Here is an 18,579-nt window from a genome sequence, read left to right on the forward strand (position 1 = left end):
CCTTACTGCTCCAGCGTGATCCCGATCTCGAACGACCGCCGCCACGGCAGCGTCAGCTCGGTGAGGCGCACACCATCTGCGGGGAGCATCGAGTCGAGGAACGCTGCGAGTTCGGTATGGAGAGCCCGTTCGGCGTCGGCTACGAGCACGGCATCAGACATCGGGAACCGATCGGGGAACAACGACGGACCGGCGTCGACGCGCACCACCGCCTGGTAGGCGAAGTCATCGAGCAGGCGGGTGAGCAGTGCGATTCGCGCGGCTTTCGCGTCGTAGGTTCCGCTCGCGCGTCCGACGACACCCGCCGCCGCGATCGCCACGACGCTGCCGAGCGTGTTGCCTGCGGTGTTCCAGCCGCCGTAGGCGTCCAGCTTCTCCAGCAACCCTGCCGCGGCGAGTGCACGCCCGAGCGCTTCATCCGAGCCGTTCGGATACCGGACATCGGCAAGAGCCACCCGCTCCCCGGCATCGACCCGCGCGCGCACGAGATCGACGGTGGCGCGCACGGCATTCTCATCGACGACATCCGGACGACCACGGAACATGTCGTGACGACTCGGATCCGGCGCATGCAGCACCAGCGTCACGTCGGCGTTCTCGGTCACCTCGATCGCGCCGGCGGCACGGATCTGGCGGCTCGCGGATGCAGACAGCGGCATGTTCTCGTACGGCGGGATGCGGGTAGGTCCTTCCGGATCCGCGCACGCCACGGCGAAGGAGGCTGTGACACCGGCATTCGTCGTGAGTGCGCGCGCGACCAGCACGGCGCCGACCTCATCGGCGCCGGGGTACATGAGCACCTCGCGGCCGGTGGGCAGCATCCGCATCCAATGACGCAGCCACACCTGCTCGGCGCTGCCGGCAGCGAACGGCGCCGTGTCATCCGCCGTGATCGCCAAGAAATCGAGAGTGCCGTCTTCGATCAGATCGAGCGCCGAGAGATTCACGATGTGGTTGCGCAGACGGCGGGTGGAGTAGTCCGAGACGGTTTCCGCCGGTACCGGGGTCAGCTCGTCCAACGGCACCACGTCGGCCTCGCCGAGAAGCCGGTGCGCATCGCCGCCGAGAGTGTGCAACTGCATGCCATGATCGTTCCAGTAGAGCGGTTCTTCAGTGGCGGAGTTGGAGTTGCTCGCGCGGGTGACCAGAGAGACCGCAGAGATCGGCAGTTCAGGGCGCAGACGGTGCACCTCGCGCAGGGTGTCGAGCCGTGCCAGCACTGTGCGGGTCGTGTCATCGCTCGTCCTGCTGGCGATCAGTCCGCCGTACAGCAGCATGTCGATCGACACCAGGATGTGGACGGTCTCGGGGTCCGCAGCCCGCTCCAGCAACCAGCTGCCCAATGCATCCGCATCGCCTGCCCTGCGATATGAGGGCAAGATTCCCGCCGGTGGCACGTCCAGCGTCATGCCGGCAACCCTGGCGACATCGCCAGGGAGGAGTACGTTCACCGGCCGATCGTCCAGGGGGAGCAGCGCGATGCGCTGGCGTGCGGGGGAAGTGGGCTCTGACACGTTCGGGAGGCCTTTCGCGGAGGAGGGTACTCAGGGTCGGGAGATCGAAAGCTGATACGAGTAGCGGTCGCCGCGGTACACGGACTCCGCATACTCGATCGGCCGGCTGCGCGCGTCGTATGTCGTGCGCTTCACCAGAAAAGCGGGGGAGAACGGCGGCGTGTGCAGAGCGGCGGCCTGCGCTTCGTCGAGGACGACCGCATGGATCTCCTGATCGGCGCGCACGGCGACGAGTCCGAACCGGCTGCGGAGGTCGTCGTAGAGGGAATCGCCGATGATACCGTCCTCGAGGCCGGGGACCGATCCCGCCGCGAACGAGGATTCCTCCAGGCAGATCGGGATGTCATCGCCGGTGCGCACACGGCGCACGCGCACCACATCGTCGCGGGGGCTCAGGTTGAGTGCGTAACCCACTGTCTGGCCTGCCGCTTCGACCGCGACCTCGACCGATTTCGAGCCGGGGCGCATGTTGCGCGCGCGCATGTCCTCAGAGAACGACGTCAGCTCGAAACTCTTGCTGATCCGCGTCTCGCTGACGAAGGTGCCCGCGCCCTGCATCCGGTACACGGCGCCCTCGCGCTCGAGGTCGTCGAGTGCGCGTCGCACGGTCTGCCGATTCACCTCGAGCGTCTCGGCGAGGTCGCGCTCGGTCGGCAACTTCTCATGGGGTGAAAGCCCCTGAGTGATCATCTGCTCGACGTGCATCCGCACACGCTCGTGCTTCGAGGCAGCTTCGGCTGAAGTCATCGCACGCCCTCTCTTTGGACTAACCCAATCTTGACGACAAGCAGGGTTGTGTGTCAATCTCTGTGATCAACACCTGTAATTGGACTACACCAATCGCGGGATCTCATAGATGAGTGGAGTTCTTCGATGCAGTTGCAGCAGCACAAGACAAGGCGGGTTCTCGTTGCAGGAGCCCTGACGGCCGTGACCGTCGCCGCGCTCGCCGGATGCGCGGGAGGCGGAGCAGGAGCCGACGGCAAGACCGAGATCACGTTCTCGTACCTGTGGGGCGGAGCTGAAGCGGAGGCGCTGGAGGAGATCATCGCCGACTTCAACGAGAGCCAGGACGAGATTGTCGTCAAGGGCGTCTCCAGTCCTGACCAGCAGAAGCAGCTCACCTCGATGTCATCATCGAGCGGCTCGTTCGACATCTCGGACAACTTCGGCAACAACGTCGGCGCGTGGGCGTCGAAGGGCGTTCTCGCTCCGCTGGACGAAGCGATCGCGGCGGAGGGCATCGACGTCGACGACTTCATCCCCAGCGCGATGGACCAGATGAGCTACGACGGCACGACGTACGCGCTGCCCATCGCGATCCACAGCTTCCAGCTGCTCTACAACAAGACGCTGCTCGACGAGGCGGGCATCACGCCGCCCACCACGATGGACGAGCTCGCCGAAGCGGCGCAGAAGCTCACCGTCGTCGACTCGGGCAAGATCTCACAGCTCGGGCTCGGATCGGCCAACGACAGCACCACGCTCACAACGCTGGGCTTCGCGTTCGGCGGATCGTGGGACGGCGAGGACGGCCCGACCCCCGCTGATGCCGGCAACCTCGAGGCGCTCGAGTGGTACCAGGAGAACATCGTCGAGCCCGTCGGCGCTGAAGCCCTCTCGACGTTCGTCTCGGGTCAGGGCGAGTACTTGTCGGCGCAGGATCCGTTCTTCAGTGGCAAGGTCGCGATGATCATCGACGGCGAATGGCGCGCAGCCAGCGCGGGCAAGGTCGCACCTGAGCTCGACTGGGGAGTCACCGCGATCCCGGCTGCCTCGCCCGATCTGGAGAACAGCACGCAGGTGACGGCCAGCACGCTGTTCATCCCGGCGAACTCGAAGCACAAGGAAGAGGCTGCGAAGTTCCTGGCCTACCTCGTCAGCGAGGAGCCGATGGAGAAGTTCAGCCTCGCGCTCGGCAACCTGCCCGGTCGTATATCCCTCGCCGGCAGCGATGCCTATGCCGACCTGGAGAACTTCGATGTCTGGGCTGAGGCGGCCAAGTCGCCGAATGCGCAGTCGCTCGCGAGCGCTCCGTACAGTGCCGAGTACGCGGCTGACCTGAAGACGGCATTCGACGAGGTCGTCAGGTTGACGTCGACGCCGGAGGATGCCATTGCCACGGTCGAATCGCGCATGGCGAACTACTCCCAGAAGTGACGTTCGCACCGTGACCGCCACCACAGTCTCGAGCCGGATCCGGCAGGGCGCGCGCCCTGCCGGATCCGGCGGCGGTCGCCGGCCTCGTCGGCGGCGGTCGACCCTCATCGGTCTCGCCTTCGCCGCACCGTTCATCGTCGGATTCGTGTTCCTGTTCGCCTACCCGATCGCAGCATCCGCGTATTACAGCTTCACCGACTTCAACCTTTTCCAGTCCCCGGAATGGGTCGGCCTCGCCAACTATTTTCAGATGTTCAACGACGGCGTGTTCTGGAAGTCGCTCGTGAACACTGCGATCCTCACCGTCTTCGGCGTGCCGCTGTCGATCGGCATCGCGCTCGCCGGCGCGCACCTGTTGAACACGCCGGTGCGAGGGCAGCCGCTGTACCGCGCACTGATCTATCTGCCCTCGATCGTCCCGGTCGTGGTCGGCGGATACCTATGGCGATGGATGCTGAATGCGGAGTACGGATTCGTCAACTTCTTCCTCTCATCGTTCGGGATAGAGGGACCGGCGTGGTTGCAGAACCCCGACTTCACGAGGCCGTCGATCATCTTCCTCTCGCTGTGGACGGTGGGAGGAACCATGATCATCTATCTCGCTGCCCTGCAGGAGGTGCCGAAGGAACTGTACGAAGCGGCGGAACTCGACGGCGCGGGGATCTGGCGCCGCTTCACGAACGTCACCTGGCCGACGGTCTCTCCTGTCACGCTCTTCCAGGTCATCGTGAGCATCATCGGCTTCCTGCAGATCTTCGCTCAGCCGTACATCATGGCGCAGGAGCGGCTCAATCAGGCGAGCTCCGGCCCAGGTCAGTCGATGCTCTCGTATGCGATGTATCTGTACCAGAACGCGTTCGTCTTCTTGAAGATGGGGTACGCCTCTGCCATGGCTTGGACCCTGTTCCTCGTCACATTGATCGTGAGCCTCATCGTGCTCGCGTCTTCGAAGAAGTGGGTGCACGATGGCAGCAATTGACGCGACCTCGCGCACGCCTCGCCGCCGCCGGCCTCTCACTCGGCGGGTCAGGCAGCAGATCTCGGTCGCTCTGCTCGCGCTGGTGTTCCTGTTTCCGCTGCTGGTGATGCTGTCCACGGCGTTCAAGACGCCCACGGATATCTTCTCCTCGCCGCCCACGCTGCTGCCGGCCGACTGGACACTCGAGAACTTCGCCAAGGCGTTCGACCAGATCCCGATCTGGCGCTACCTCGGCAACACGCTGTTCGTCTCGGGGATGAGCATCCTGGGCACGGTGATCTCGTGCCCGCTGGTCGCGTACTCACTGGCCAAGGTGCGCTGGCGCGGCTCCCGGCCGTTGCTCATCCTGGTGCTCGCGACGATGATGCTGCCGCCGCAGGTGACCCTGATCCCTCTGTTCCTCGTCTGGAACGGGCTCGGAGCGACGAATTCGTACCTGCCGCTCATCGTGCCGGCGTTCCTCGGCACGCCGTTCTTCATCTTCATGATCCGGCAGTTCCTGCTCGCAGTGCCGGATGAACTGATCGAGGCTGCCCGCCTGGACGGGGCATCCGAGTTCCGCACGTACGCCACCATCGTGCTGCCACTGGCGCGCCCGGCGATCATCACGGCGGCCATCTTCCAGTTCGTCTGGGCGTGGACCGACTTCCTCAACCCGCTCATCTATCTGAACGACGAATCCAGTTACACGCTGTCGCTGGGGCTGTACGCGTTCTTCGGTGAGAATGATGTCGCGTGGGGTCCGCTGATGGCGGCGTGCGTGCTGTTCACTCTGCCCGCGGTCGTCATCTTTCTGATCGGCCAGAAGTTCTTCATCGGCGGCGCAGCCGCAGGAGCATTGAAATGACACATCCCCTTCCCCCTGCTCTCGCGGCGCTCGCCGGTGGCATCGTCGTCTCCGTGCAGGCGGATGATGGGACACCGGTGCGCAACGTGGAGGTCATCGGCGCGCTCGCCGAGTCGGCGCTCATGGGTGGGGCGCACGGGCTGCGACTGAACGGTCCGGATGACATCCGGCGGTTGCGGCCCATCACCGATCTGCCGATCATCGGTCTGCACAAGGTTCACAACGGCATCCGCAACATCATCACGCCCGAGGTTGGCCTTGCGGTCGGTCTGGCCGAGGCTGGTGCCGACATCATCGCTGTGGATGCCACGGTCGAACAGCTCGGCCGACGGTTCGCCTTCCTGCAGGAGATCGCGAATGCCACACAGCGACCGGTGATGGCCGACGTCTCGACCTTCGAAGAGGGGGTGCTGGCGTGGGAGAACGGTGCGTCGGTCGTCGGTACGACACTCTCGGGATACACCCCGGAGTCGAGGCATGCTGTGGATTCGGAGCGGAATGAGGATCCGGATCTGCGACTGGTCGCTGAACTGGTCGCGGCAGGAATCCCCACCATGGCCGAGGGGCGATACCGGACACCGGCGCAGGTCATCGCGGCATTCGACGCCGGTGCTCTCGCCGCCGTCGTCGGCGGTGCGATCACCGACCCCGTCGCGATCACGAGGCGATTCGTCGACCTCGCAGCCGGAGTGCGCGCATGATCATCGGCGTCGACGTCGGCGGCACGAAGATCGCCGTTGCGGGGTTCGTTGAGGGGAGTGCCGGTGGCTCTGCCGGGAGCGCCGGGCGTGGGTCTGCTCGCCTGCGGATGGTGACCGACGTGCGCACAGTGCCCACGCCCGCCGATGCAGGTGGTCCGGCCGTCGTGCGGGTCGTTGCCGATGTCATCGCTGGCCTGTGCGACGGGGCGGAGCTCACCGCGGTCGGCATAGGGACGGCCGGCGTGGTCGGTGCGGATGGCGGCATCTTCTCGGCGACGGATGCGATCGCCGGTTGGGCAGGCTTCCCGCTTCCCACGGCGATGGCGGATGCTCTGGCCGGCATTGGTGCTGACGGCATCCGCGTCGCCGTCGTGAACGATGTGCATGCCGCTGCGGTCGCGGAGGCGCAGATCGGCGCCGGCGCGGGGAGCGACAGCATCCTGATGGCCGCCGTCGGTACCGGAATCGGTGGCGCCGTCGTGTTCGCCGACGGGCTGCACCGCGGAGCAACGGGGACGGCGGGATCGCTGGGGCACGCGGAGGTCGTCATGCCCGACTCGCTGGCGGCGCGCCAGTGCCCGTGCGGCGGCCACGGCCATGTCGAGGCTGCGGCGTCGGGTCCGGCGATGGAGCAGACATACCTCGAGAAGTCAGGCGTGCGCGCCGGCCTGCGCGAGATCGATGCACTCGCGCAGCGCGGAGACGCCATGGCGATCGAGGTGATCGACGACGGTGCCCGGTTCCTCGGCCGAGTGCTCGCCTCGGCCAACGCCCTGCTGGATGTCGACACGATCGTGATCGGCGGGGGTGTCGCCGAGATCGGTTCGCGGTACCTCGGCGCTGTCGAGTCGAGCTACCGCACGTCGGCGCTGCCAGGACCTTCTCGCGCGCGCATCGTTCCGGCGGAACTCGCGGTGGACGCCACGCTGACCGGCGCGGCGATCCTGGCTCACGCCTTGTCGTGAACCGTGACGCGGTACCCGTCCGGATCCGCGACGGTGAACGTCCGACCGAACGGTCCGTCGACCGGTGCGGCGGTGATCGTGACATCGGCGGCCGTACAACCTCTTGACATGGCATCCGCTTCGTCGTAACCTACAACCAAATGGTTGCACAATATGAACTGAGCGAAGCGGAGACCGACCGTGTGTTCCACGCACTGGCGACGGCGACGAGGCGCGATATCCTGCGCCGCACGATCAACGAAGAGCAGTCGGTGTCGGCCCTCGCGGGTGACTACGACATGTCGTTCGCTGCGGTGCAGAAGCACGTCGCCGTTCTTGAGGCCGCGGGCCTCATCATCAAACGCGCCGAGGGACGCGAGCGGCTCGTCCGCGCGAATCCCGAGATGATCGCGCGCGCTCGGGCGTTGCTCGCCCGGTACGAAGAGCTGTGGCGGGCTCGCATCTCCCGCCTCGACGACCTCCTGTCATCTGAAGCATCCAGCACGTCCGATTCATCCGATCCAGACTCACCGACGAGAAGGAACTGAAATGCCTGTCACCGACATCAGCACCGACGCTGAGAACCGCACCATGACTCTCGTCGCTGACTTTGCGGCCCCCATCGAACGCCTCTGGAAGGCATTCACCGACCCGAGCCAGCTCGAAAGGTTCTGGGGCCCTCCCGGATGGCCGTCGACTTTCCACCAGTTCGACTTCACAGTCGGTGGTAAGGCGGTCTATTACATGACCAGCCCGAAGGGCGAACGCTCCGGCGGATCGTGGGAGTTCCTGAACATCCTCGAGCCCCACGGATTCGAGGTCATCGACGCCTTCGTCGACGATGAGGGCAAGCCGCTCGAAGGGTTCCCCTCGATGCGGATGACTTTCGCGTTCGAGTCAACGGCCGATGGCAGCCGCATGATCAACACCAGCCACTTCGACTCCGCCGAAGCGTTGGAGCAGGTCGTCGCGATGGGAGCAGTCGAGGGCTCGCGCATGGCGATGAACCAACTGGATGTCGTGCTGCAAGACCTCCGTGAATACGCGCAGGGCAAGGGCATTCGCGTCGAGCTGCTCGACGACACGCACGTGCGCATCACTCGCCTGGTCGACGGTCCGCGCGAGCTGGTCTGGCGCGCGCACCACGACGCAGAGCTCTTGAAGCAGTGGATGCTCGGACCGGACGGCTGGGAGATGACGGAGTCCGTCATCGGTGCAGCCCCGGGCGACGTCCACCGCACATCTTGGGCGCCCGTCGGCGACACCGAGGGCGAGGCCTTCGGCTTCGAGGGTGAGGTGCTGCTCGTCGACGCTCCGCGCCGCGAGGTGAGCACCGAGCGGATGCAGGGTATGGAAGGTCCGTCGACGCTCAACGACCTCAACCTCTACGAGGAAGACGGAGCGACGCTCCTCACGCTCCTCATCGAGTACCCCGACAAGGATACGCGCGACATGATCCTCGCCACCGGCATGGCCGACGGCATGGAGGAGTCGTACGCGCGGTTGGAGCGCGAGGTGCTCAGCCCCTCCCGTTCATAACTCCTCAGCATTTGCCTGTTCGGCCCCGGATCCGGTGGATTCGGGGCCGTTCGGCTTCAGCTTTGCGGAGTTGTGCGCGGGCAGCGCCGCACAACTCCGGAGAAACTGCCGCTGCGAGCCGTACTGATGCCGGAATGACGCGGATCCGGCACAAAGCTCCGGAGTTATGCGGGCGGGCCGGGCGTGCCCGCCCGCCCCGCCGTCAGATCAAACGGCGCAGCGCCTCTTCCAGCGAGACGCCCTGCGCCTCAGCGCGGGCACGAAGGCGGGTGAGTTCGGCCGGTGACAGCGTGAGGTGCAACTCGACCGGCGCGACATCGGATTCGTCGGACAGGCCGTCGAGGAGATCGGATGCTTCGGCCCACAGCGGCGTCGTGACAGACGTTGTCGCTCGGGATGGCGCGGCGGCCGGTGATGCGTGCGCCGCCGGTGACTCGCGCGTCGCGGCGGCCGGTGCAGGGGCAGCGGCTGCTCCCGCAGCCACTGCGGCAGACGCGGCGACGGCGGCGCCGGCATCCGTCCCCATGGTGAAACCCGGGCCGCGGCGCGGCTCCTGCTTCGCCTGATAGGCCTTCGCCGCACTGTTCGCCCGCTCGTCGGCGGCCTCGTTGAGGTCGTGGCCGGCATGACCCTTGACCCACTCGAACCTCACATCTCGGCCGCGCATCGCCTCGTCCAACGACTCCATCAGGTCGCGGTTGAGCACGGGAGCGCCGTCGGCCTTGCGCCATCCGCGGCGTTTCCACCCCGGCATCCACTTGGTGATCGAGTCGATGACGTACTTGCTGTCGCACATGATCACCAGCGGCTCGTCGGTGCCGGCCGTCGCGCGCAGCAGTTCGAGCACGGCCTGCAGCTCACCCTGGTTGTTGGTGCCGTGCGGTGAGCCGCCTGCCGCCCAGTTCGCGTCGTCGATGTACCAGGCCCAGCCGTTCGGGCCAGGATTGCCCAGAGCGGAGCCGTCTGCGGCGGCGATGATCGTCATCCTTCGAGCGTAATGGGGATGGCTAAGGCCATTCGATCGCCACGATCGTCGTGCGCTCCACGCCACCATCCACCGGGGCTTCGTACCGCACCGGCATACCAGGGTGCGTCATGGCGAACCAGAACGTCGCAGGTGCCGCTTCGGGGCCTTCGCGCACGTCGTAGCGGAGGCATTCGAGTCGGCCGATCGGCAGCGACAGCGTCTCGCTCGAGAGCACAGTGCGCTCGGCAGGGAACGCGGCGTGCGCCTGCAGGTCGCGCCACGACACCCGGGTGCTGGAGATCTCGCCTTCCACGACTCTGTCCACCCCGGATCTCCAACGATCCAGGGTGGCACCGTCGGCATCCGTCTCGTGAAAGCGGTTCACGCGGAGATATCGAGTACCGCGTGGTTCTTCGACCAGAAGCCGGATCGTCTTGCCAGCGCCCGTCGCCTCACGGATCTCGTCAGCGGTGAAGGGCGTCGCCAGGAGCCCCTCACCGATGACATGCGCATCGGGTTCGTAGTCGCTCATGGTCTCATTCTGCCGTGCGGCCTCGGGCAGTGGGATGCCGCGACTCACGCCCGACGGAACACGTAGTACCCGACCACGGCGCCATGGTTCACGACGCCCTCGCCCGTGCCGAACATGCGCGCCGATGTGGTCGCGCCGCTCTCGACGAACGTGAAGCCGGTGTGCTCCAGCCGCCAGCCGAGCTTCTCGACCTCGCCAAGGAAGTAGCCGGTGCTCTCGTCGCCGGCCATGGTGTTTCCGGCCGAGCCCCAGGTCGACCTCTCACCAGTGAGCAGGCCGACATCGAGCTGCAACTGCAGCAGCGCGTCTCCGCGCGCGTGTGCGCCCTGGGCCAGTGCGAGCAGCCTCGACGCCTCTTCGGCAGTGGGCATGGGTTCCCCCTCGTGTCGTCTCGGGAAGACGCTATCGCAGCATCGACAACAGGTGCGGAGCCGAAGTGGTGATTGACCAGCTGGCATGCACAGCGCGATTGTGTACCCATGAGCATCCACATCGACACCGACTGCGTGATCGTCGGCGGTGGCCCCGCCGGACTCATGTTGGCGGTGCTGCTGCTGCGCCAGGGGCTCGAGGTCACCGTCGTGGAGAAGCACGCCGACTTCCTCCGTGACTTCCGCGGCGACACCATCCACCCCTCGACCCAGGAACTGCTCGCAGACATCGGGCTCCTCGACGAGTTCCTCACCCGGCCGCACGCCGACATGCCCCGGGTCAGTCTGAGCTGGCAGGGCACTGAGCTCACGCTCGCCGATTTCACCGGACTGCCCACGCGTCGCAAGGTCATGACGTTCATGCCGCAGTGGGACTTCCTCGACCTGCTCGCAGACGCCGCGCAGCGGCATCCGGGATTCCGCCTGCTCCGGTCGACGCGCATCGACGCGCTCGTCCGCGAGCACGGTCGAGTCGTCGGCGTCACGGGCACAGGGCCGGACGGCGACGTCACCGTGCGGGCGCCGCTCGTCGTCGATGCGTCCGGCCGCGACTCGGATGTGCGGACGGCCGCCGGACTCACGCCGGTCGGCAAGGCCGCAGCCATGGACGTGCTGTGGTTCCGCCTGACCAAACACGCTGGCGAGGTCTATCCGTTCATTCAGGCGGGCGACGGCATGATCATCACGATCGACCGCGACGACTTCTTCCAGATCGCGCACGTGATCCCTGCGGGCACCTGGACAGGGTCGGACGACGACATCGATCGCATGCGGAGGCGCGTCGCGCGCATCTCGCCGCGCATGACGGATGCTGTCGCTTCAGTCACCGCGGACGATGTGCACCTGCTGCGCGTGAGGGTCGAGCGACTGCGCCGCTGGTACATCGATGGGATGCTGTGCATCGGCGACTCCGCGCACGCCATGTCGCCGGCGGGAGGCGTCGGCATCAACCTCGCGATCCAGGATGCCGTGGCCGCCGCCCGCATGCTCGGACCGGTGCTGCGTGTGCGCGCGCCGGAGATCACGGACCTGCGCAGGGTGCAGCGCCGCCGCACCTGGCCGGTGCGCGTCACCCAGTTCATGCAGCGACGGCTGCAGGGTCCTCTGATCGCGTCGCGCGAGCCGGGCGCGCCGCTGCCTCTTCCGCTGCGGATGGTGCGCGATCACCCACGGCTCACACGCCTGACCGGGAGGTTCGTCGGCCTGGGGGCACGGCCGGAGTCGATCGACTGACCGTCAGGACTCCGGTTCGCCGTTCGTCTGCTCGGCGGCCTCTTCCAGGACGGGTGCTACGGGGAACACGATCGAGGTGGTCTGCGCGCCCATTCCGACATCGAGCGGATCGACGGTCGCTGCACCGTCGAGGGTGTCGACGGCCTCCTGATCCAGCGGCTCTCCCGGCAGCGATGCCCAGGGGGCTGGGTCATCCGGTCGTTGTGTGAACAGTCCCATGGATTCCTCAGAAGTCGGCGATGATGAGTTTCTTCATCTCCATCATCTTCTCGTACGCGCCAGGACGCTTCATGAGTTCGCCCATGTTCTGCGGAACGATCTGCCAGCTCACTCCGTACCGATCGGCGAGCCAGCCGCAGACTTCCGCCTCCGGCGCGGCGGACAGCGCATTCCAGTAGTGGTCCAGCTCGTCCTGATCGGCGACCGATACCTCGAACGAGACTCCGCAGGTGAACGTGATCTCCTGCTCGACGGCAGAATCCGTCATCGAGAACCACTGCCCGGCCAACCGGAACTCGCCGAACATCACGCTGCCGGGCTCCGCTGGCCCCGTCTGCCTCGGGTACTCGGCGATGAACCCGACCTCGCCGTCGGGGAAGAGCGAGGCGTAATACTCCGCGGCCTCGCGCGCCTTGTTCTGCACCGGACCGCAGAACATCAGCTGCGGGATCAGGAACGGTCGCGGATCTCCTTCAGGGTTCGCCAGCAGCAGCTGCCAGCTCACTCGATAGCGATCCTGCACCCACCCGTAGCGCGGACTGAACGGATACTCGTCGAGCTCCATCAGCACGGATCCGCCGTCGGAGAGCTTCGTCCAGGTCTCGTCGAGCCGGGCGCGTGCTGCGTCCCGATCGCCGTCGAAGCGCAGCGGATCGAAGTTCAGCATGAACGACACGGAGGGGTTCGGGCGGAACTCATCACCAGCGTTGATGAGCGTGAGCAGGTAGCCCTCGATCACGAGGTCTACCGTCAGGGTCTTGCCTGCGAAGTCGGTCTGCCAGTCGGCCACCTCCTCGGGATATCGTGCGCCGACGATCGCCGTGGCTCCGGGGAAGACATCGGTGTAGAACGCGCCGGCCTCGTCGGCGTTCCGATCGAACCAGATGTTCGGAATGATCTTCTGCGACATGACAGCTCCTTTGCTGCGGACGGTTCGCCAGTCCGATTCGGCGCACCTCCTCGAATCCAGAGTGCGCCGCCAGGGCACGCGAAACAAGGGGCTTCTCGTTGGCATCCCCGTTGTCTAGGGTGGAACGATGCCTTTCCTCTTCGGCCAGAACGCTCCAGGTGGTACCCACGTGGATTGGGCCTCGTGGGTGGAGACGATCGTGGCCCTTCTCGTGGCGGTCGCGATCGTGGCGGTCGTCGTCATCTGTGTCCGGTTCGTGGCTGGACGCGCCCGCGGCCGCTCCGCCTGGATCGGCGACCTGGAGCGCCGCGTCCGGGCGCCGGGGATGATCCTCGCCTTCCTGATCGCGGTGTGGATCGCCTGCGCCGTCACGGCCCCATCGGCCCTGTCGTGGTGGCCGGTGCTGCAGCGGATCCTGCTGATCGCCGTCGTGCTCGTCGGTGCATGGCTGCTGTCGACGGTCGTCACCTTCGGCATGGAACGGCTCATGCAGTACGACAGCCGACGAGACTCCACCAGCCCGGAGGCGCGACGGCGTCAGACGCAGCTCACCGTCCTGAACCGTCTTGCCGTCGTCCTGATCTCGATCATCGCGATCGGCGCCGTGCTGTTCTCCTTCCCCGAGGTCAGGGCGGTGGGCACCAGCATCCTCGCCTCCGCGGGAGTCGTCAGCATCATCGCCGGCCTCGCTGCGCAGTCGACGCTCGGCAACCTCATCGCCGGCGTGCAGATCGCCTTCACCGATGCGATCAGGGTCGGAGACGTCGTCGTTGTCGAGGGCGAATGGGGCCGCATCGGCGAGATCAACCTGTCATACGTCGTCGTCTACATCTGGGACGAGCGTCGGCTGATCCTGCCGTGCACCTACTTCACATCCCAGCCCGTCGAGAGCTGGACGAGGCGATCCGAGAAGATCCTCGGCACGGTCTACATGGATCTCGACTGGCGGGTGCCGGTGGATGCTGTGCGCGAGAAGTTCATGGAGATCGTCGAGGCATCGGATGCGTGGGACAGGCGCTCAGCGAACGTGCTGGTCACCGGATCCGAAAGCGGCCATGTCACGCTGCGATTCAAGATCTCCGCCGCGAACTCGGATGATCAGTGGGATCTGCGCTGCCTCGTGCGCGAGCAGATCATGACCTGGCTGCAGCAGGAGCATCCGGAGGCGCTGCCGGTCACTCGCGTGGCTCTGGAGGGTCGCCCCGGCAGCTGACCGGTACACCTGTCAGCGCATTGCTACGGATGCCGGTCGGAAACCCCCGATCTCGACTGACATGTGTGATTCGGGCTGACAAGTGTGCCGGCGGTCGGGATGCCGAGACTCAGGATGCTGAGGCTTCGCGAACCGCCTCGACCAGCCGTCGCCACGGGCCATCGAGCGCCGAATCCGGCAGTTCGCGTTCGAGCCGCGCAGCGGGGGTGCGGGCCCGGATGCTCCAGACGAAGCGGTCGGCCCCACGCGGGGTCGGGGTCGGGGTGGAACTAGGCGGGGTCGGGCTAGGCTGGGTCGGGCGCGGCTGTGGCGAGTCGCGCGGAGTGGGGCTCGGGTGGGGCGGCTCGGACTGCGCCGGGTCCGGAGCATCCCAGGGGCAGTGATCGATCAGTTCGATCCAGCGGGGTGCCTCTTCGCGGGGCGGCTCGACGTGCCAGCGACGCCGCATGCCGGCGAGACCGCCCGTGCGGACGATGACGATGAGGACGGCTGATCCGCCGTCGTCCTGGTCACTCGGTGGGGCTACGTCGCGCATCCTCATAGACTCCCACGGCGACCCACGCCGCGCGAGTGGCTGTGGCGACCTCGTCGTCGACAGCGGCGGCGATCGTGGCATCCGCGAACTCCCGGAAGCTCGCCGTGGTCGTCAGCCCGCCGGTCAGCGCGCGATACCAGGTGAGGCCGGCGCGCTCCCATGCGTTGCCGCCGAGCGTGGTCGCCGTGAGGGCGAACGCGCGGTTCGGGATGCCGGAGTTGATGTGCACACCACCGTTGTCTTCCGTCGTCTGCACGAAGTCGCGCATGTGCGCGGGCTGCGGATCCTTGCCGAGCTCGTCGTCGTCGTAGGCGGTTCCGGGTTCGAGCATCGACCGCAGAGCCGTGCCCTGCACCTCGTCGGTGAAGATGCCGGCGCCGATGAGCCAGCTCGCCTGATCAGCGGTCTGTCCTTCGCTGTACTGCTCCGTGAGCGCGCCGAACACGTCGGCGATCGACTCGTTCAGTGCGCCGGGCTGACCCTGGTACTCGAGGTTCGCGGTGTGCTGGATCACTCCGTGCGCGAGTTCATGACCGATGACTGTGATCGAACCGGTGAACCCGCCGAACACCTCTCCGTCGCCGTCTCCGAAGACCATGCGCTCTCCGTCCCAGAAAGCGTTGTCGTAGTCGACGCCGTAGTGCACGGTGGCCTCCAGAGGGGCGCCGGCACCGTCGAGGGAGTTTCGCTGGAAAGCGCTCAGCAGCATCTCGAATGTCGCGCCGAGCCCGTCGAACGCCTCATTCACGGCAACGTCGTCGACCGCCGGGTCGTCTTCCGAACGCACCACGACACCCGGCAGCGTCTCGGTGTTCTGCGCGTCGCTGATCGTGCGATTCGGAGCGTCCGACAGCTCGGCGACGAGATCGCCCTGCTCGTCGATCGACAAGTTGATGCGGGCGCGGAAAGACGGGCGACCGGCGAGCAGCGTCTGGCGCGCAGCATCCGCCGCCTTGGGGAAGCGCCCTGACTCGGCCAGCCGGGCGAGAAGGTATGCCGGGATGATGCCGTATGCGCTCTGGTCCATACGGGCGACGATACGCCGGGGCGGAGACACTTTCGTGAACACATCCTGTACTGCACGTCAGGCCCTGCGGCGGGTTCTCCCAGCCCGCTCGCGTAAAATCAGCCCAATGACCGATGCGCCCGCTGCCGACACCTCCGATTTCGGCGACGGCCTCGACCCCGCAGACCTCGAGACGACGCTGCGGGTTCTCGCCTCCATGGATCAGCTCGATGAGCAGCATCCCGACTACGTCGCCGTACGCCGCGCGACCGCTGCGATGTTCAAGGCAGTCAAGCGCGTGCGCCGCAAGGAGATTCGCGACGCGATCGCCAACGCCGACAAGGCCGTCGTCGCGAACACCGCCACCGGGGCACCCGACCGCATCGACGACGAGACGCGCGGCAACGACCTCAAGACGACCGTGGATGCCCCGATCGCCGGCGAACTGCTCAAGCCCCGCAACTGCTACATCTGCAAGCAGCCGTACACGCTCGTCGACGCCTTCTACCACCAGCTCTGCCCCGACTGCGCGCGCTTCAGTCACGGCAAGCGCAACGCCCGCACCGACCTGACCGGCAAGCGCGCGCTGCTCACCGGTGGCCGCGCGAAGATCGGCATGCACATCGCGCTGCGGCTGCTGCGTGACGGCGCGCACACGACGATCACGACACGCTTCCCGCGCGACGCCGTGCGTCGGTTCTCGTCCCTCCCGGACTCGGCCGACTGGCTGCACCGGCTGCGCGTGGTGGGCATCGACCTGCGCGACCCCGCACAGGTGATCGCGCTCGCCGATTCGGTCGCGGCGCAGGGCCCGCTCGACATCCTCATCAACAACGCCGCGCAGACGGTCAGGCGCTCGCCGGGTGCATATTCTCTGCTGGCGGATGCGGAGATGCAGCCGTTGCCAGACGGACCGCTGCCCGAGATGGAGACGTTCGGACACACGGTCGACCCTCACCCGCAGGCGCTGCAGGCATCCGTCGACTCCAACCCGCTGCTCTCGGTCGCCGCCCTCGGCGGCACGGTCGCCGAGCAGGGCGGTCAGGCGCTGACGGCCGAAGACCTCGCCCGGCTCGCGATGGCGCCAGGATCGTCGTCGCTGGAGAAGCACGCCGACGGCAGTGCGATCGATGCGGGTGGCCTGGTGCCCGACATCAACCGCGTCAACAGCTGGGTGCAGTCGATCGAGCAGGTCGATCCGCTCGAGATGCTCGAGGTGCAGCTCGCGAACACCACTGCGCCGTTCCTGCTGATCAGCAGGCTGCGGGCGTCGATGGCCGCATCAGAAGCGCACCGGAAGTACGTCGTGAACGTCTCGGCGATGGAGGGGCAGTTCTCCCGCCGCTACAAGGGCCCTGGACATCCGCACACGAACATGGCCAAGGCCGCGCTCAACATGCTCACCCGCACCAGTGCCGGCGAGATGCTCGAGACCGACGGCATCCTGATGACCGCCGTCGACACCGGCTGGATCACGGACGAGCGTCCCCACCACACGAAGGTGCGCCTCGCCGAGGAGGGCTTCCACGCCCCACTCGACCTGGTCGACGGCGCCGCGCGCGTGTACGACCCGATCGTGCAGGGCGAGGCCGGGGTCGACGTGCACGGGGTGTTCCTGAAGGATTACAAGCCGAACCCCTGGTGAGCGCCGGCGCCCGGCACAGACGCACGACCGGGGCGCAGATGCACGACAGGATGCCCGGATTCGTCGTGCAAGTGTGCCGTCGTCGTGCAAGTGTGCCCGGGCTCGCACTCAGTGTGCCGGCACCTCGAGGTTCGCAGACGCCCACTCGCCGAGCTGGTTGAGGATCGGCAGCAGCCCCTCGCCACTCGCCGTCAGAGCGTACGACACCGTGACCGGTGGGCCGGCATCGACCGTGCGCGCGACGAGCCCGGCTTGAGCGAGCTCGGCGAGGCGGTCTGAGAGCACGGTGTCGCTGATGCCGGCGACCGCGCGACGCAGAGCGACGAAGGTGGCGGGGCCCCCGCCGAGGGTCGCGACGATCATTCCGTTCCAGCGTTTTCCGAGCACGCTGAAGGCCAGTGTGACAGCTGCGTCACACACATGGATCGCTGTTTCGGCCTCGGCCATGCCCCCATCCTACATGTGCTACGTTAACCACGGTCGCTAATAAAAACATAGCGACTCCGAAAACGAAAGGTCTCGCATGTCCCTGTTCCGCCTGGATGCCAGCATCCTCCCCGCAACATCCGCCAGCCGCTCGCTCGCCGATCTGGTGGAGGCCGAGTGGACGGCATCCCACCCCGACTCGATCGTGACCAGGCGCGACCTCGCCGCCGATCCGGTTTCCGCGACGGTGTGGGCGGACGCCGTCACGGCGCAGTTCGTCGCCGAGGACCAGCGCAGCGAGCAGCAGAACGCGGCGCGAGCCCTTGCGGCGACCTTCGCCGACGAGCTGATCGACGCCGACGCCCTGCTCTTCGCGGTTCCGCTGTACAACTACGGCGTCTCACAGCACTTCAAGACATGGTTCGACCTCGCGTACACCGATCCTCGCATCGACCCCACGGGTACTGCGCTGAACGGCAAGCCCGCGACTCTGGTGACCGTGCTCGGCGGCAACTACGCGCCAGGGACGCCCAAGGAGGGCTGGGACCACTCCACCGGCTGGCTGCGCCGCGTGCTCGAGGACGTGTGGGGCCTCGACCTGCGCGTCGTGCAGCGTCCGTTCACGCTCGTCGGCGTGAATCCGGCGATGGATGCCTTCACCGACGTCGCGAACGAGCTCAAGGACAAGGCCGAGAAGTCTGCCCGCGTGTATGGTCAGGAGCTCGCCGCGACCAGGAGCGCCAAAGTCGCCTGACAGCCCTCAGTCGGGCAACGAACC

At 66.7% G+C, this 18,579-nt stretch carries 21 protein-coding genes and 1 pseudogene; 11 read left to right on the forward strand and 11 right to left on the reverse strand.

What is annotated here, in order from left to right; translation table 11 throughout:
- Window positions 1–2: 2 nt before the first annotated feature.
- Window positions 3–1,514 (reverse strand): DUF4127 family protein, encoded by a 1,512-nt coding sequence (locus HDC95_RS14660; RefSeq protein WP_259064352.1) that lies wholly within the window; start codon window positions 1,512–1,514, stop codon window positions 3–5.
- 30 nt (window positions 1,515–1,544) lie between these two features.
- A complete protein-coding gene (locus tag HDC95_RS14665; protein ID WP_259064353.1) occupies window positions 1,545–2,261 on the reverse strand; it encodes a GntR family transcriptional regulator in 717 nt (238 codons plus the stop codon).
- A 126-nt stretch (window positions 2,262–2,387) separates the two neighbouring features.
- Here HDC95_RS14665 and HDC95_RS14670 point away from each other — a divergent pair, with 126 nt between their 5' ends.
- From HDC95_RS14670 to HDC95_RS14690, 5 genes are read left to right on the forward strand one after another with little or no spacing between them, the layout of a single operon-like run.
- On the forward strand, window positions 2,388–3,674 hold the full coding sequence (locus HDC95_RS14670) for an ABC transporter substrate-binding protein (protein WP_259064354.1): 1,287 nt from the start codon (window positions 2,388–2,390) through the stop codon (window positions 3,672–3,674).
- A 10-nt stretch (window positions 3,675–3,684) separates the two neighbouring features.
- Window positions 3,685–4,653: a carbohydrate ABC transporter permease gene (locus HDC95_RS14675; RefSeq protein ID WP_259064355.1), complete on the forward strand. Its 969-nt coding sequence runs from the start codon at window positions 3,685–3,687 to the stop codon at window positions 4,651–4,653.
- Window positions 4,640–5,500 carry a carbohydrate ABC transporter permease gene (locus tag HDC95_RS14680; RefSeq protein WP_259064356.1) on the forward strand — a complete coding sequence of 287 codons (861 nt, stop codon included), beginning with the start codon at window positions 4,640–4,642 and terminating at the stop codon, window positions 5,498–5,500. Before HDC95_RS14675 ends, HDC95_RS14680 begins: the two co-directional genes overlap by 14 nt.
- On the forward strand, window positions 5,497–6,201 hold the full coding sequence (locus HDC95_RS14685; RefSeq protein WP_259064357.1) for an N-acetylmannosamine-6-phosphate 2-epimerase: 705 nt from the start codon (window positions 5,497–5,499) through the stop codon (window positions 6,199–6,201). The genes HDC95_RS14680 and HDC95_RS14685 overlap by 4 nt, the downstream gene beginning before the upstream one ends.
- Entirely contained in the window at window positions 6,198–7,166 is a 969-nt protein-coding gene (locus HDC95_RS14690) for an ROK family protein (RefSeq protein WP_259064358.1), read from the forward strand. Before HDC95_RS14685 ends, HDC95_RS14690 begins: the two co-directional genes overlap by 4 nt.
- Here the strand turns inward: HDC95_RS14690 and HDC95_RS14695 are convergent.
- A pseudogene (locus HDC95_RS14695) lies at window positions 7,151–7,258 on the reverse strand (VOC family protein); the annotation flags it as partial. The gene HDC95_RS14690 and the pseudogene HDC95_RS14695 sit on opposite strands and share 16 nt — an antisense overlap.
- A gap of 48 nt (window positions 7,259–7,306) precedes the next feature.
- Between HDC95_RS14695 and HDC95_RS14700 the strand changes: the two are divergent.
- Window positions 7,307–7,693, forward strand: coding sequence for a helix-turn-helix transcriptional regulator (locus HDC95_RS14700; protein ID WP_259064359.1), 387 nt, complete (start codon window positions 7,307–7,309; stop codon window positions 7,691–7,693).
- A 1-nt stretch (window position 7,694) separates the two neighbouring features.
- The gene (locus HDC95_RS14705; RefSeq protein WP_259064360.1) at window positions 7,695–8,684 is read left to right on the forward strand and encodes an SRPBCC family protein; all 990 of its coding nucleotides are present in this window, start codon (window positions 7,695–7,697) and stop codon (window positions 8,682–8,684) included.
- 202 nt (window positions 8,685–8,886) lie between these two features.
- Here HDC95_RS14705 and HDC95_RS14710 read toward each other — a convergent pair whose 3' ends face one another.
- From HDC95_RS14710 to HDC95_RS14720, 3 genes are read right to left on the reverse strand one after another with little or no spacing between them, the layout of a single operon-like run.
- Entirely contained in the window at window positions 8,887–9,669 is a 783-nt protein-coding gene (locus HDC95_RS14710; protein WP_259064362.1) for a ribonuclease H, read from the reverse strand.
- Between the two features lie 22 nt (window positions 9,670–9,691).
- Complete coding sequence (locus HDC95_RS14715) at window positions 9,692–10,183, reverse strand: hypothetical protein (RefSeq protein ID WP_259064363.1); 492 nt, start codon at window positions 10,181–10,183, stop codon at window positions 9,692–9,694.
- A 44-nt stretch (window positions 10,184–10,227) separates the two neighbouring features.
- Entirely contained in the window at window positions 10,228–10,554 is a 327-nt protein-coding gene (locus HDC95_RS14720) for a hypothetical protein (RefSeq protein ID WP_259064365.1), read from the reverse strand.
- A gap of 108 nt (window positions 10,555–10,662) precedes the next feature.
- Between HDC95_RS14720 and HDC95_RS14725 the strand changes: the two genes are divergently transcribed.
- Window positions 10,663–11,847 (forward strand): FAD-dependent oxidoreductase, encoded by a 1,185-nt coding sequence (locus tag HDC95_RS14725; RefSeq protein ID WP_259064366.1) that lies wholly within the window; start codon window positions 10,663–10,665, stop codon window positions 11,845–11,847.
- Window positions 11,848–11,850: 3 nt separating this feature from the next.
- Here the strand turns inward: HDC95_RS14725 and HDC95_RS14730 are convergent, their stop codons facing one another.
- Together HDC95_RS14730 and HDC95_RS14735 are read right to left on the reverse strand one after the other, a co-directional pair.
- Window positions 11,851–12,066 (reverse strand): hypothetical protein, encoded by a 216-nt coding sequence (locus HDC95_RS14730; protein WP_259064368.1) that lies wholly within the window; start codon window positions 12,064–12,066, stop codon window positions 11,851–11,853.
- Between the two features lie 7 nt (window positions 12,067–12,073).
- A complete protein-coding gene (locus tag HDC95_RS14735; protein ID WP_259064370.1) occupies window positions 12,074–12,976 on the reverse strand; it encodes a VOC family protein in 903 nt (300 codons plus the stop codon).
- 127 nt (window positions 12,977–13,103) lie between these two features.
- Between HDC95_RS14735 and HDC95_RS14740 the strand changes: the two genes are divergently transcribed.
- Window positions 13,104–14,189 (forward strand): mechanosensitive ion channel family protein, encoded by a 1,086-nt coding sequence (locus HDC95_RS14740; protein ID WP_259064373.1) that lies wholly within the window; start codon window positions 13,104–13,106, stop codon window positions 14,187–14,189.
- Window positions 14,190–14,298: 109 nt separating this feature from the next.
- On the opposite strand, the gene HDC95_RS14745 is transcribed toward HDC95_RS14740, so the two are convergent.
- On the reverse strand, window positions 14,299–14,724 hold the full coding sequence (locus tag HDC95_RS14745; protein WP_259064374.1) for a hypothetical protein: 426 nt from the start codon (window positions 14,722–14,724) through the stop codon (window positions 14,299–14,301).
- Window positions 14,699–15,751, reverse strand: coding sequence for a M4 family metallopeptidase (locus tag HDC95_RS14750; RefSeq protein WP_259064376.1), 1,053 nt, complete (start codon window positions 15,749–15,751; stop codon window positions 14,699–14,701). The genes HDC95_RS14745 and HDC95_RS14750 overlap by 26 nt, the downstream gene beginning before the upstream one ends.
- A 106-nt stretch (window positions 15,752–15,857) precedes the next feature.
- On the opposite strand from HDC95_RS14750, the gene HDC95_RS14755 reads away from it, so the two are divergent.
- Window positions 15,858–17,375, forward strand: coding sequence for an SDR family NAD(P)-dependent oxidoreductase (locus HDC95_RS14755; protein ID WP_259064377.1), 1,518 nt, complete (start codon window positions 15,858–15,860; stop codon window positions 17,373–17,375).
- A 108-nt stretch (window positions 17,376–17,483) separates the two neighbouring features.
- Here the strand turns inward: HDC95_RS14755 and HDC95_RS14760 are convergent, their stop codons facing one another.
- Window positions 17,484–17,822, reverse strand: coding sequence for a helix-turn-helix domain-containing protein (locus HDC95_RS14760; RefSeq protein ID WP_259064378.1), 339 nt, complete (start codon window positions 17,820–17,822; stop codon window positions 17,484–17,486).
- Window positions 17,823–17,898: 76 nt separating this feature from the next.
- On the opposite strand from HDC95_RS14760, the gene HDC95_RS14765 reads away from it, so the two are divergent.
- Window positions 17,899–18,555 (forward strand): FMN-dependent NADH-azoreductase, encoded by a 657-nt coding sequence (locus HDC95_RS14765; RefSeq protein WP_259064379.1) that lies wholly within the window; start codon window positions 17,899–17,901, stop codon window positions 18,553–18,555.
- The last annotated feature ends 24 nt before the right edge of the window (window positions 18,556–18,579 follow it).

It is taken from the genome of Microbacterium sp. AK031 (assembly GCF_024807145.1).
Taxonomy (GTDB): Bacteria; Actinomycetota; Actinomycetes; order Actinomycetales; family Microbacteriaceae; genus Microbacterium.